This window comes from Jannaschia seosinensis (genome assembly GCF_001408515.1).
Classification (GTDB): Bacteria; Pseudomonadota; Alphaproteobacteria; order Rhodobacterales; family Rhodobacteraceae; genus Jannaschia; species Jannaschia seosinensis.
On the sequence record NZ_CYPR01000173.1, the window covers coordinates 48,715 to 61,013 of the forward strand.

Here is a 12,299-nt window from a genome sequence, read left to right on the forward strand (position 1 = left end):
GGCGAATGCTTGCCCCTTGACCAGAACGCCGTGAGGTGGAGACAGCCGCGACGCAGCCGTTCCGGCCCCCTGATCCAGCGGCACCGCGCTTATTGTCCTGATGTCCGGCATCGGCGGCGATACGGCTCTGAACGCCCGCCCAATTATGGAAAAACATGGGAGACCCGGCTGCTCTCTGCTGATGCGAGCGACCGGCTCCACTGAAACGTACGCCCCTTGAAGTCAGTGATTCGCCTGCCGCGCGTCCCCAGACGCCTCAGGCGATCTCGATCCAGATCGGCAGGTGATCGGAGGCCCGCGCCGCCAGATGCCTTGGCCAGACGCCGGTGGCGCGCACCTCGAGGCCCGGTCCGTGCAGGAAGCGGTCGAAGGCCATCGTGGGCCGCTCGGCATGGAAGCTGGCTCCGGGTGAAATCGTGCGCCACCCCTCGGGGAGGCGAAGCGCATCCGGACGCTTGCGCCATTCGTTGAGGTCGCCGCCCATCAGGACCGGCCCCCCGAGGACCGCTGCCGCCGAGACCGCTTTCGCAACCTGCCGCAGGCGGTCGCGGCGGCGCAGGCCGAGATGGAGCGCACCGAGCGTCAGCGCCTCCTCGCCGTTTCCGATGCGCGCGAGAATACCGCCGCGCGGCTCCAGCCCCGGCAGTTCCAGTGGAACCATCCGCTCCACCTCCAGCCCGGGCCGCATCAGGATGGCGTTGCCGTGATGGCCGATCGACGGCGTGGCCGGATCGGCATCGATCCAGTCCCAGCCCGCGGCCCGCACCTGCGCGAGCGGGAGCGCCGGATGTCGCGGCGCCAGCCTGCGGTCGGCCTCCTGCAGGAGGATGATGTCGGGCGCCATCTCCTTGAGCACCCGCAACACCCGTGTCGGATCGCGGCGCCAGTCGAGGCCGACGGCCTTGCGAATGTTCCAGCTTGCGATTTTCAGACGCATCGCGACGACCTCACAACAACGGACCGAAAAGCCGCGCCACCGGCGCCAGCAGCCGGACATGGCGCGGCGGCGGGTCCGGCACGGGGCGCGACCGGTCGAAATCGGCATTCAGCATCGTCTCCACCTCCGAGGCAAAACCCTTGTCTTCGACCAGCGCCGTCGCCTCGAAGTTCAAAAGCAAGGACCGGATGTCGAGGTTCACCGTGCCGACGGACGCGATGTCGTCGTCGATCAGCATCACCTTCTGATGCATCAGGCCCGGCACATATTCGTGAACCTCGATCCCCATGCGGACCAGTTCCCGCGCGATGCCGCGGCTGGCATACCAGGCCAGCCATCTGTCGGCGGGGTAGGGGATCATGATGCGGACCTCGACGCCGCGCATATGTGCAAGCTGGATCGCCGTAAGGACATCGGCATGCGGCACCAGATAGGGCGTCGTGATCCACAGGCGCCGCCGCGCCAGCCCGATCAACCCGCAGAACAGAAGGCTGCCCCGCTCCAGCGGATCGGTCGGGCCGAACCCGGTCACGAGGCCGAGCCGGTCGCCCGCGGGGCCCGGCACGGGCATCTCCGGAAGGCTCTGACCCGACACAACTTCCCAATCGCCGGCGAAGAGCTTGCGCAGGTGCCCCACCATGGGGCCTTCGACCCGCAGATGCGTGTCGCGCCAAGTATCGAAATGCTTGCCGCCATCGACGTATTCGTCGCCGATATTGATGCCGCCGGTGAAGCCGACCTTGTTGTCGATCACGACGTTCTTGCGGTGGTTGCGGAAGTTGACGCCCACGCGGCCCATCGTGTGGTGCGGGGCCAGCATCCCGCGGACCTCCACTCCGGCCTCGCGCAATTCACGCGGATAGCGCCATCCCAGCGTGACCGACCCGATCAGGTCGCAGAGCACGCGAACCCGGACGCCCCGCCGGGACGCGGCGATCAGCCGGTCGCGCAGCGCCTCTCCGGTGCCGTCGGCGCGAATGATGTAGAACTGCACGAGGATTTCCGTCTCGGCCGCATCGATCGCCGCGAACATCGCGTCGAAGGTCGCCTGCCCGTCCACCAGCAGACGCAGATCGTTCCCCTCGCGCAGCGGCACATGGGTGATGGCGCGCAACGCGTGCAGGCGGCCGGGGGCGTCTTCCCTGTCATCGGTCGCGCCGTGGCGTTTGTCAGGCCTCTGGTTGATCCGCGAAAGACCGCCGAACAGCGCGAAGATCGGCACGGCGAACAGCGGATAGGCGAGCAGGAACACCACCCAGGCGGCCGCCCCCTGTGGCGTCCGCGCGGTGCTGAGCGCGGCGCGTGCCGCCGCCAGCGCGAGGAGTATCAGGCCGGTCGTGGCCCAGAGCGGAAGATCCCAGATGTCGATCATGAATGGCCGTTCCGATCCCTTCGTTGCCGTCTATCCTAAGGCGCCATCCCGCCGGGACGAGGCCGGGCGGTCGGGACGGGCCCCGCTTGCCCGCCGCCGCCGCGCGGTCTACCTCCGCGACAGGCCGGTGTCAGCCCGGCCCCTCGTGTTACCGGAAGGACGGCCATGACCATCGCCCTCGACAAGATCACCCTGCACCGCGGCGATCTGCCGGACGACCTCGACCTCGGCAACGCGGTCGCCATCGACTGCGAGACGATGGGTCTCGACCCGCATCGCGATCGGCTCTGCCTGGTGCAATTGTCCTCCGGCGACGGAACCGCGCATCTCGTCCAGATCGCGCGCGGTCAGGATGCGGCGCCCAATCTCGCCCGGCTGCTGACGGATCGCGCCGTCCTCAAGCTGTTCCACTTCGGACGCTTCGACATCGCCGCGATGTACCATACGTTCGGCGCTCTGGCCGAGCCGGTCTGGTGCTCCAAGATCGCGTCGCGTCTGGTGCGGACCTATACCGACCGGCACGGGCTCAAGGCGCTTCTGTCGGAATTGCTGGGCGAGGACATCTCCAAGCTGCAGCAGACCTCCGATTGGGGCGCGGAGGAGCTGACGAAGGACCAGATGGCCTATGCGGCCTCCGACGTGCTCTATCTGCACCGCCTGAAGGAAGCGCTCGATGCCCGCCTCGCGCGCGAGGAGCGGACCGAGCTGGCGCAGGCCTGCTTCGATTTCCTGCCGACCCGTGCGAAGCTCGACCTGATTGGCTATCCCGACACGGACATCTTCGCCCATTCCTGACCCGCAGGCACGACATGGCCGCTTCGATCCACCCCCCCGAAGGATGGCATACGCGCCTGGTGCGGCTGGGGCGGCTGGTTCTGCCGGTACTGGCGCTGATGCTTCTGAGCACGGTTTTCCTCCTCGCGCGCAGCGTCGATCCGCAGGACGCGATCTCCTTCGCCGATGTCGACGTGTCCGAACGCGCGCGCGACCAGCAGCTGACCGCCCCGAATGTCACGGGCGTCTCGGCCGACGGGACGGCGTTCGATCTGTCGGCGCGGATGGCGCGCCCGGACCCGGGCGATCCGGGGCTGATGAACGCGCAGACGGTGCGGCTGGTGCTGACGGGGGACGGCCGCGCGACCGTCACCTCCGATTTCGCGCGCATCGATACTCAGCAGCGCGACCTGATGTTGGACGGCGACGTCCGCATCGACACCTCGACCGGCTACCGGGTGCGGACCGAACGGCTGGAGGGCACGCTGGGCCGGCTGCGGATCGTCTCGCCGGGCGAGGTGACGGGGGAGGGGCCGCTGGGCCGGATGCGCGCCGGGTCGCTCACGATCGACGAGGATGCGGACGGCGCGGCACGGCTGCTGTTCACCGGCGGCGTTGACCTGTTATACACGCCGCCAAGCTGATCGGATGCCGCCATGATCCTCCGCCTTCTTCTGTTGCTCACGCTTTTGTCCGCCCCGGCGGCCGCGCAGAATGCCGCCATCGGGTTCGGCGCAGGCGATTTCGATGCCGCCGCCCCGGTCGAGGTCGCCGCCGATAGCCTCGAGGTCGATCAGGCCACGGGCCGTGCGACGCTGACGGGCAATGTCGTGATCGTGCAGGGCGATCTGCGGCTGTCGGCCGAACGGGTCACGGTGGATTACGCGACCGCCGGCGGCGACCGCTCCATCGAGCGTCTGAATGCCATGGGCGACGTGCTGATCGTCGCGGGCGAGGACGCCGCCGAGGGGCAGGAAGCGACCTACACGCTTGGCTCCTCCGACATCGTGCTGACCGGCGACGTGCTGGTGACGCAGGGTGGCAACACGCTGGCCGGCGACCGCCTCCTGGTGAACCTCGAAAGCGGGGCCGGCACGGTCACGGGACGCGTGCGGACCACGCTGCAACCTTGAGGGCGCCCTCCGTCATCGAAGGCTCGGGCGGTCTGGCGATCCGCAACCTGCGAAAGTCCTACCGCAAGCGGCCGGTCATCCGCGACGTGTCGATGGATCTGGCGCGCGGCGAGGTGGTGGCGCTGCTCGGGCCGAACGGGTCGGGCAAGACAACCACGTTCTACTGCATCGCGGGGCTGGTGACGCCGGATGGCGGCTCCGTCACGCTGGATGGGCAGGAGGTGACGTGGCTGCCGATGTATCGCCGGGCGCGGGCCGGGATCGGCTATCTGCCGCAGGAAATGTCGATCTTTCGCGGCCTCACCGTCGAGCAGAACATCATGGCCATCCTCGAAGTGGCCGAATCCAAACGCCATCGCCGCCGCGAGCGGCTGGAGGAGCTTCTGAGCGAGTTCCACATCGAACACCTGCGCCGGGCATCCGCGCTTGCGCTCTCCGGGGGCGAGCGGCGGCGGGTGGAGATCGCGCGCTGCTTGGCCGCCGCCCCGCGTTACCTTTTGCTCGACGAACCCTTCGCCGGCGTCGATCCGATCGCGGTGGGCGATATCCGCAGCTTGGTGGTGGAACTGAAGTCCCGCGGGATCGGCGTGCTCATCACCGACCACAACGTCCGTGAGACGCTGGAAATCGTCGACCGTGCCTATATCCTGCACGATGGCGGCGTCCTGATGTCAGGCAGCCCGGACGAGGTCGTCGCCGACGCCAATGTCCGCCGCGTCTATCTCGGCGATAGCTTCGCACGCTGAACCCGTCCGGATTGGGCGTTGACTTGCCCGCGCGTCCGGCGTGGGATCGTCGATGGAACGAGCGGCGTCTCCGGGGGTTTGACCTCGTGCCGGGCGGGCCAAAATCCAGACGTACAAGGAGGCATCATGCGCTATCAGATCACCGGCAAGCAGATCGACATCGGCGAGGCGCTGCAGACGCATGTGAAGGACGTGCTCGGCGTCGTCATGGAAAAATATGCCGGCCGCCCGACCGACGCCTCCGTCATCTTTTCGCGCGACGGGCATGAATACGTGTGCGAGGCGACCGTGCACCTGTCCACCGGCCTGACCACGCAGGCGCGCCACAAGGCAAGCGAGATCTATGCCGCGTTCGATGCCTGCGCCACCAAGATGGAAAAGCAGCTTCGGCGCTACAAACGGCGGCTCAAGAACCACCATCAGGCCCGCCAGCAACCAGTTGAACTCTCCGGGGCGTCTTCGTATATCCTCGCCGCCGAGGTCGGGGAAACCGAGGAGCCCGAAGACCTTGCGCCCGTGATCGTGGCCGAGATGGCGATGGAGATCCCGTCGCTCTCGGTCGGGGAAGCGGTTATGCAGATGGAGTTGGCCGGTGCCTCGGTGCTGGTCTTCAAGAACGAAAAAAGTGGCGGAACCAACGTGGTTTACCGGCGCGACGACGGCAATGTCGGGTGGATCGATCCGGCCACCAGCAGTTAACGCCAGGGTCGCGGCCCGGCGGAACCACGAGGGCGAGCCAATGCGGGTAAACGAGATCCTGGTTTCCAGGGCTGTGAAGGTTTTTCCCAAGGCCTCCAGCAAGAAACGTCTGTTCTGCGATCTCGCTCAGATCGCGCAGGATGTGCACGGCGTGGATTATACCACCGCCTTTGCGGCCCTTCAGGACCGCGAAGGCCTCGGCACGACCGGTGTCGGAGACGGCATCGCGCTGCCGCATGCGCGGCTTCCGGGGCTCGACCAGGTTCATGGCGTGTTCGTGCGGCTCGAGACGCCGCTCGATTTTGATGCGATGGACCGCAAGCCGGTCGATCTGATCTTTGCCCTCTTCGCGCCCGAAGGCGCGGGCGTGACGCATCTCAAGGCGTTGGCGCTCGTGTCGCGGACGCTTCGCGACCCGGCTTTATGCACGAAGCTGCGGGCGAATTCTGACCCCGGCCTGCTCTATACTCTGCTGACCGAGTCGCAGGCATCCCAAGCCGCCTGACGGCGCTCAGGTTTCCGTCCAGCGGCGGAAACCGAGTGCCTCGTAATCGCGCCGGTAAGCGTCGGCGCAGGCTGCTTCGATCTCATCGTCCGCGATCGCGTTGAGTGCGGCACGACCAAGCAGGTTGAGGCGCGGCGACGCCCGCCCCGCCAGCCGGTCCAGTTCCGCCTGTGCCTCCCCTTCCCGGATCAGGCGCAGCGGCAGCATCGTCTGCGCCATCCCCGCAAGCAGAGCCGCCTGCGTCGCCCGTTCCGGCGCCACCGGCAGGGCGGATTGCCCGTTCAGGTTGGCTTTCAGAAATTTCAGAAATCCCAGAAACGCCGCTTTTTCGGGCCCTCCCAGATCAACGCCGTGCTGGTTCGTCACGATCCGCCGCAGGATGTTCGCCTCCCGACCCTTGTCCGACAGCATGCCGGTGAACATGGTGTAGGCACGTGCGAGGGGGTGCCGCAAAAGCGTGAAGCTCAGGAACCCGCCATGTCGCCGCATCCAAGGGCGCAATTCCTTGAGCGTCCGGCTTTCCGTGGGCGGTGCCCCGTCGAGCGCGGTCAGCCATGTGCGCAGGGCCTCGCTCGTGTCGCTTGCCAAAGGTGCCGCCAGAACCGGGCTCTCGGCCGCCGCCATCAGCATCCCGGCCGCCGGACCGCGGGCAGGTTCGAGATGCACGGAACGCGACAGCAGGAACGGATCGAGCAGGGCGAGGTGGGCGCGCATCTCCGCGACATTCTCGACCTTTTCCTCGATCTCGCCCGGGTTCTGCTTCTTGATCTTGCCGGGCACCGTATCCAGCCGTGCCGCAATCCCGAGGAAGGCGGCCAATCCGTTCAGCACGTCGAGGTCGCCGATATTGTCGTAGGTGAGCCAGAATGCGCCCTGACCCGTCTCCTGCAACCGACGGTGGGTGCGGTCGCGAAAGGCCGCCTGTCGCGCGACCAACGCGTCGAACTCCTCCGGTTGAAACCGCGCCGTGGCCGTCTTCGCCATTTTCGCATTGGTCAGACGCCATTGACCCGTCTCCACCGCGATTTGCAGCGAAACATAGCTGTCGAGCGGGTTGCGCGTGAGAAAGACCTTGGCGATCCGCCGATTGTTCAGCACCGGGTCCAGCACGCGTGGATCATGGTCGTGAAAGAAGCGAAAGCCCGTCAGGCCGGGCGCGCCGACCACGGCACGCAGCAGCGGCATCGGGTCCGCCTCCCGCGCATGCATGTCGATCCCGAACAGGTCGGCGCGGTTCGGGGCACCGATGAAGACCGGATTGAAGACCTCGCCGAAGCTCTCCACACCGTCGAGCGCGGCCAGCGACGCTTCGAGATGGTTCGACCCCGTCCGCATTTCGGCGAACAGGACGAACGCGTCGTAATTACCCGACATGGCGGACCTCCCTTGCGCGCGGTACCGCACCGGGCGAGGCGTCGAAATCCCCGGTCACCTGCAGCTTGATACCAGCATCGCGCAGCCGCGGCAGGAATTCGAGCAGCGCCGACATGTCGCGCATCGGGGGCAAAGCCTGCATGCGGCGCGGCTCGGGCGGCGCGACTTCGTCGAGGACGCCGTCCAGATTCGCCTCCGGTTGAACCACGAAATCGGCCAGCGTCCAGAGATGCGTGCGCGCGATCGTTCCCGGCGCACGCAAAAGCCGTAGGAAATCCAGCTCGGCCCGCTGCAGGCGCGCGGCCTCGGCCATCATCGCCTCGAAGCTCAGGTCCGATCGGTGCAGCGGAACCGCCCACGCCCCGGAGATCACGGCGATCGTGGCGTTCGGGTCGCGGGCGAGGAACGCGGTCAGGTCCTGCCGGTCGCGGGGCCCGAACAGGAACGACTGCCGTTCGCCGCGCGTGGACCACAGCAGGTTCGTCAGGAACTGCGCCGGGCGGTGGTCGCGGAGGCTGGCGGAATCCGACAGGCAGCCGTTCATCACCGTCGCATCATCCGCAAATTCCGCCCGGTCGGGCGCATAGAGATGGCCGTGGACACGGCCGCCGATCCGCCGGGCCAGCCAGGGCCGGAACCCGTCGAACAGATCGTCGAAGCCGCAAAACACGTTATAGCGGGCGCAGGTGGGAATGCCGGAATAATGCGGCCCCGGAAAGCGGGCTTGGGAATAGAGCCCTGCGCGCCCCTCGCCGCGTCGGGCGTTCGCCTTGGAGAAGACGCGGTCGATCTTGCCCGGATTGGGGTCCGCTCGCCGGGATGCGGGCCGGGTATCGTCGAGGAAGGTCGCGTAAAGGCGGTTCGCCCGCGGCCAGATCTTGCGCGCCACAAAGCAATCCGACCGCGCCAGAAGGGGCGCGTGATCGTCGTAGAAGATGTGCGGTTTGCCGTGCACGTCAAACTTGGCGAGCGTGAGGGACCGGCTTTCGATCTTCGTGGAATGGTGCCGGGCGAGGGTTTGAAAGTAGCTTTCGTCGGGGATCCAGACCTTGGAGAAATAGGCATCCATCCGCGCACGGTCCGGCCCCGACAGGATGCTCTCCAGCGTCCGGCGCGTCAGGCACCACCATTGACTGCCCAGATGCGGTGTCACGCCTTCGGGAGTCCGCCGACGCAGGCCGAGACGCCGCTGCAGGCGGACATAACCGTCGAACAAGGCCCGCTGTCGCCGCCACGAGAACGGAAAGCGCAGCGTGAAGCGCTCCGCCTCCAATCCCTCGACCGTCCAAGGGACATGATCGGTGGTCACGCTTTCGATGAAGTCGGTCTCCGGGTGCGCGTCGAGATGGGCCCGCAACTCCGCCACCGGCCGCAGCGGCAGACAGGAGCCGGAGGCGAGAAAGACGTGGCGGACCTCCGGGAACGTCTCGAGGAGGAGGCTCGCGGCATTCTGCGTCGCCCGGACAAGCGACCAAGTCCCCCATTCCACCCGGACCCGGCGGCAGAATCGCACCCGCGTCTGGTCCGAGAGGTCGTCGCGAAACGCGCGAAAGACCTTCTGCGGGACCTTTGCGTCCACATGGATCGCCACCGGGCAATCGTTGCCCGCGAAGTAGCGCGCGACCTCGGCGGCCCGGTCGAAATCGGTGTGGACCAGCATCGCGAAGCCGAGCGTCATGCCCAGTTCCCCTTCGACATCAGGCCGAGGATTTCGAGCTGGCGCCAGTTGATGTAGCGCTCCGACCACTGGCACCAGAGATCCTGCGACCCGTCGAGCGCGGCAGCATAGGCCCGGTATTCCTCCGCCCCGCGGTAATGTTCCGCTCGTTCGGCCTCCTCGGCGGCGCGGTCGGCGAAGAGGTCGAGGAACTTGGCGTGGAGCAGGAGGCCCGTCGTCTTTTCGCCACCGCCGGACGCGTAGGTCAGGTTCAGACCGCGCGGCAGGAGGGCGTGGGTCGAACTGACATAGACGTAGTTGCGCCGCCATTTCACCAGCGGCGTCTTGTTGAGCGCGGGCGCGCGCCACGGATCGTCCGCGAAGAAGACACGCGCCCGGATGCCGCCCTGAATCCACAGGTTCCAGAACAGGGGGTTCCGCTCGAACATGTAATTGCCGCCGTCGAACCATGACGCGATCTCGAACGGGTCCTGACCTTCGCGGTAGGGCTGCGCGACGAGCGGGCCCTTGGGATACATGTCCAGAAGCATCGCCCCGAAGCTGCGCAGGCAGGAGGCGTCGAGCCAGTCGGTCAGGGCGCGCAGGGGCCGCGTGTCGCAGAACGGGTAGACGAGGAATTCATCGGCATCGACCGTCAGGCACCAATGGCCATGCGCGTGCCGTCGCATCAGCCAGTTGAGCCAATCCACCCCGAAGGCCGCGCCCGCATAGCTGTGCCGGGTTGTCCAGAGTGACACGTCGGGTTGATCGGCGAGGAATTCGCGGGTGCCATCGTCGCTGTCGTTGTCGACGAAGAAGAAATGCCCGACGCCGCGCGCGCGGTAGTAGTCGAGAAAGTAGGGCAGGCGGGTACGTTCGTTGCGAACCGTAGTGAAGCACAGGATGTCGTCGCGCGCGATCGTCCCTGTCCTGTTGACAACCGCTTGGAGTTGCCTGCGCCGCCGCAGCGCGCGAATGCGCCAGTATTGCCGCCGCAGGCGCATCCTGTTGGACGAGATCAGACCCATATGCCGGTTACGCTCTCCTGCCGCATGGGGCCTCGTGCCGCGCTTTGAATCGATAAAGCACTTTGAGGGGAACGGGTGCAATGCGCGGCGTCGTGTTCGGGGTGCGTCAATCCCACCCGCCGCGCGACATGAGGCCCAGATCCTCAAGCTGCCGCCAGTCTTCGAGCCGGGTCGAGGCCGGGCACCAGAGCACCGGGTCGTCCACGAGCGCGTCGTAGTATCCGTCATAGAGTGACGAATTCTCGAAATGCTGCCTGCGCGTCTTCTCCTCGGCGGATTTCACGAGAATCTGGGGCAGGAACTTGGTGTGCAGCAGTATCCCAATCGGCGCCTCGCCCCCGTCTTCGTCGTAGACGCGGTTGAGGTGCCGGGGCAGCAGGGAATGCGTCGACGTCACATAGGCATAGCGCCAGTGCCACCGCACCAGCGGCACCTTCGACAAGGTCGGCGCGCGGCGCGGGTCTTGAGCAAAGAAGCATCGCGCCCGTGGGCCTCCCTGGATCCAGAGGTTCTGCAGCTTTTCCTGCCGGATCATACCAACGGCATCATCCGCTGACCTTCGCCCAATCTCGGGAGGTTACCGAGGCGACCCGCTCCGGGATTGCGATGAGCGCGTTCCACGCCTCGCAGCAGGCGCCGACGATGGCGTCGTAGCTCTCGAAGACGCGGTTCGCGAGGTGGTTCTGGCGGAGAAATTGCCAGATGTTTTCGACCGGGTTCAGCTCGGGGCTGTAGGGCGGAAGCGTCAGTAGGGTGATGTTCGCCGGCACGACGAGCTCCCTGGAGCTGTGCCAGCCGGCGCCGTCAACGACGAGGATGGCGTGCGCGCCGGGCGAAACGTGCCGGGCGATCTCGGCGAGGTGGTCGCTCATCGCACCTGTGTTGGCGTAGGGCATGACGAGCGCGGCGCCGGTCGCGCGGGCCGGGCAGACGGCTTCTTTGGTTGCCGCCCGTGATGCAAGTAGCTTTTGACCCTTTTGACGTGTGATCGAGTGCGAACTTCTTTAAGGCCTCGATGTGCGGCACTTCCAGAAGCCGCGGGCCGATATGGTGATCTGCGGAGCGGGGCCAAATCTCCAAAACGAGCTCTTGGCTCTGAGCCAACTACTGGTTTCCCCATTCCAGATCTGTTCGATCGTTGCGCCCATTCAGGTCGTCGGCTTCTCACACTCCCCTTGGCACCGACGCTGGGTGACTAAGACATGAAGCTCATGCCGCCGTCGCCAGCGCCGGATCTCTGTAATTCTCGTTCTTCGTCAGCATGGCCCAGAGCTGCCGCGCCATCTTGTTCGCCAGTGCGATCGCGACCAACATCTTCGGCTTCCGCGCCAGCATCCTTGCGAGCCATGAGCCCTCCAGGACTGATCGGCGCCCGAGCCAGTTCAGCCGCGACATTGCGCCGATGATCAGGAGCCGCCGGATGTCGGTCTGACCCGCTTTCGATATTCGGCCGAGACGCTCCTTGCCGCCCGAAGAATGCTGGCGTGGCACGAGCCCCAGCCAAGCTGCAAAGTCTCGGCCACACTTGAACTGCGCCATGTCGGGCGCGAAGGCCTCGACCGCCAGCGCCGTCAGGGGCCCGACCCCCGGCATCGTCTGCAGTCGACGCGCCGTGTCCGTCTCGGCCGCGAGGGCCTTCAGCCCTTTGGTCTTCGCGTCGATCCTTTCCGTCTTCTCAGCAATCTGCGCCAGCAAGTCCTGGCATTCCGCAATGATCAGCGACGGCAGATCGGACGCGGGATCATCCATCAGCGCCTCGATCCGCTTCAGATGAACAAGGCCGGTCGGGAATACATGGCCGTATTCGTAGAGAACGGCCCGCAGCGCGTTCACGAGCTCGGTGCGCTGATGGACCAGGCGCTCTCGGCTCCGGAACATTACCGCCTTTGCCTGCTGCTCCGCCGTCTTCGGCGCGACGAAGCGCATCTCCGGCTGGCGCGCGGCGATCACGATCGCCTCGGCATCAGCCGCGTCGTTTTTCTGACGCTTGACGAAGGGCCNGACGTATTGCGGCGCGATAAGTTTCGCTTCATGGCCGAGCGATTCCATCTCCCGCGCCCAGTAACTGGCGCTA

Annotated in this window: 13 protein-coding genes and 1 pseudogene; 6 read left to right on the forward strand and 8 right to left on the reverse strand. The window is 66.4% G+C overall.

The window, feature by feature from the left end; all coding sequences use genetic code 11:
• Window positions 1-256: 256 nt before the first annotated feature.
• Together JSE7799_RS13230 and cls are read right to left on the reverse strand one after the other, a co-directional pair.
• Window positions 257-937, reverse strand: a complete 681-nt coding sequence (locus tag JSE7799_RS13230; protein WP_245624889.1) for an endonuclease/exonuclease/phosphatase family protein — start codon at window positions 935-937, stop codon at window positions 257-259.
• Between the two features lie 10 nt (window positions 938-947).
• Window positions 948-2,309 carry a cardiolipin synthase gene (gene cls / locus JSE7799_RS13235; RefSeq protein ID WP_055664042.1) on the reverse strand — a complete coding sequence of 454 codons (1,362 nt, stop codon included), beginning with the start codon at window positions 2,307-2,309 and terminating at the stop codon, window positions 948-950.
• A gap of 165 nt (window positions 2,310-2,474) precedes the next feature.
• Here cls and JSE7799_RS13240 point away from each other — a divergent pair, with 165 nt between their 5' ends.
• The 6 genes from JSE7799_RS13240 (at window position 2,475) to JSE7799_RS13265 (ending at window position 6,166) form a co-directional block, all read left to right on the forward strand.
• A complete protein-coding gene (locus tag JSE7799_RS13240; protein ID WP_055664043.1) occupies window positions 2,475-3,104 on the forward strand; it encodes a ribonuclease D in 630 nt (209 codons plus the stop codon).
• A 14-nt stretch (window positions 3,105-3,118) separates the two neighbouring features.
• Window positions 3,119-3,727, forward strand: coding sequence for an LPS export ABC transporter periplasmic protein LptC (gene lptC, locus JSE7799_RS13245; protein ID WP_055664044.1), 609 nt, complete (start codon window positions 3,119-3,121; stop codon window positions 3,725-3,727).
• 12 nt (window positions 3,728-3,739) lie between these two features.
• On the forward strand, window positions 3,740-4,216 hold the full coding sequence (gene lptA / locus JSE7799_RS13250; protein ID WP_144431700.1) for a lipopolysaccharide transport periplasmic protein LptA: 477 nt from the start codon (window positions 3,740-3,742) through the stop codon (window positions 4,214-4,216).
• Window positions 4,213-4,962 (forward strand): LPS export ABC transporter ATP-binding protein, encoded by a 750-nt coding sequence (lptB, locus tag JSE7799_RS13255; RefSeq protein ID WP_055664045.1) that lies wholly within the window; start codon window positions 4,213-4,215, stop codon window positions 4,960-4,962. Before lptA ends, lptB begins: the two co-directional genes overlap by 4 nt.
• A 126-nt stretch (window positions 4,963-5,088) precedes the next feature.
• Entirely contained in the window at window positions 5,089-5,661 is a 573-nt protein-coding gene (gene hpf, locus JSE7799_RS13260) for a ribosome hibernation-promoting factor, HPF/YfiA family (protein WP_055664046.1), read from the forward strand.
• A gap of 40 nt (window positions 5,662-5,701) precedes the next feature.
• On the forward strand, window positions 5,702-6,166 hold the full coding sequence (locus JSE7799_RS13265) for a PTS sugar transporter subunit IIA (protein ID WP_055664047.1): 465 nt from the start codon (window positions 5,702-5,704) through the stop codon (window positions 6,164-6,166).
• A gap of 6 nt (window positions 6,167-6,172) precedes the next feature.
• On the opposite strand, the gene JSE7799_RS13270 is transcribed toward JSE7799_RS13265, so the two are convergent.
• The 6 genes and pseudogenes from JSE7799_RS13270 to JSE7799_RS13295 all read right to left on the reverse strand — a co-directional run.
• On the reverse strand, window positions 6,173-7,540 hold the full coding sequence (locus JSE7799_RS13270; RefSeq protein ID WP_055664048.1) for a hypothetical protein: 1,368 nt from the start codon (window positions 7,538-7,540) through the stop codon (window positions 6,173-6,175).
• Entirely contained in the window at window positions 7,530-9,218 is a 1,689-nt protein-coding gene (locus tag JSE7799_RS13275) for a DUF5927 domain-containing protein (RefSeq protein ID WP_055664049.1), read from the reverse strand. Before JSE7799_RS13275 ends, JSE7799_RS13270 begins: the two co-directional genes overlap by 11 nt.
• A complete protein-coding gene (locus JSE7799_RS13280) occupies window positions 9,215-10,225 on the reverse strand; it encodes a glycosyltransferase family 2 protein (RefSeq protein ID WP_055664050.1) in 1,011 nt (336 codons plus the stop codon). The genes JSE7799_RS13275 and JSE7799_RS13280 overlap by 4 nt, the downstream gene beginning before the upstream one ends.
• 106 nt (window positions 10,226-10,331) lie before the next feature.
• Window positions 10,332-10,667 (reverse strand): hypothetical protein, encoded by a 336-nt coding sequence (locus JSE7799_RS13285; protein WP_222101765.1) that lies wholly within the window; start codon window positions 10,665-10,667, stop codon window positions 10,332-10,334.
• 103 nt (window positions 10,668-10,770) lie between these two features.
• A pseudogene (locus JSE7799_RS13290) lies at window positions 10,771-11,160 on the reverse strand (transposase); the annotation flags it as partial.
• A 274-nt stretch (window positions 11,161-11,434) separates the two neighbouring features.
• Window positions 11,435-12,299: IS110 family RNA-guided transposase (locus JSE7799_RS13295; RefSeq protein ID WP_055664055.1), on the reverse strand; the 865-nt coding region annotated here is incomplete at its 5' end.

Coding starts and splice junctions, on each gene's coding strand:
- JSE7799_RS13230 (WP_245624889.1), bottom strand. CDS start 937: ATGCGTCTGAAAATCGCAAGCTGGAACATTCGCAAGGCCGTCGGCCTC.
- cls (WP_055664042.1), bottom strand. CDS start 2,309: ATGATCGACATCTGGGATCTTCCGCTCTGGGCCACGACCGGCCTGATA.
- JSE7799_RS13240 (WP_055664043.1), top strand. CDS start 2,475: ATGACCATCGCCCTCGACAAGATCACCCTGCACCGCGGCGATCTGCCG.
- lptC (WP_055664044.1), top strand. CDS start 3,119: ATGGCCGCTTCGATCCACCCCCCCGAAGGATGGCATACGCGCCTGGTG.
- lptA (WP_144431700.1), top strand. CDS start 3,740: ATGATCCTCCGCCTTCTTCTGTTGCTCACGCTTTTGTCCGCCCCGGCG.
- hpf (WP_055664046.1), top strand. CDS start 5,089: ATGCGCTATCAGATCACCGGCAAGCAGATCGACATCGGCGAGGCGCTG.
- JSE7799_RS13265 (WP_055664047.1), top strand. CDS start 5,702: ATGCGGGTAAACGAGATCCTGGTTTCCAGGGCTGTGAAGGTTTTTCCC.
- JSE7799_RS13270 (WP_055664048.1), bottom strand. CDS start 7,540: ATGTCGGGTAATTACGACGCGTTCGTCCTGTTCGCCGAAATGCGGACG.
- JSE7799_RS13275 (WP_055664049.1), bottom strand. CDS start 9,218: ATGACGCTCGGCTTCGCGATGCTGGTCCACACCGATTTCGACCGGGCC.
- JSE7799_RS13280 (WP_055664050.1), bottom strand. CDS start 10,225: ATGGGTCTGATCTCGTCCAACAGGATGCGCCTGCGGCGGCAATACTGG.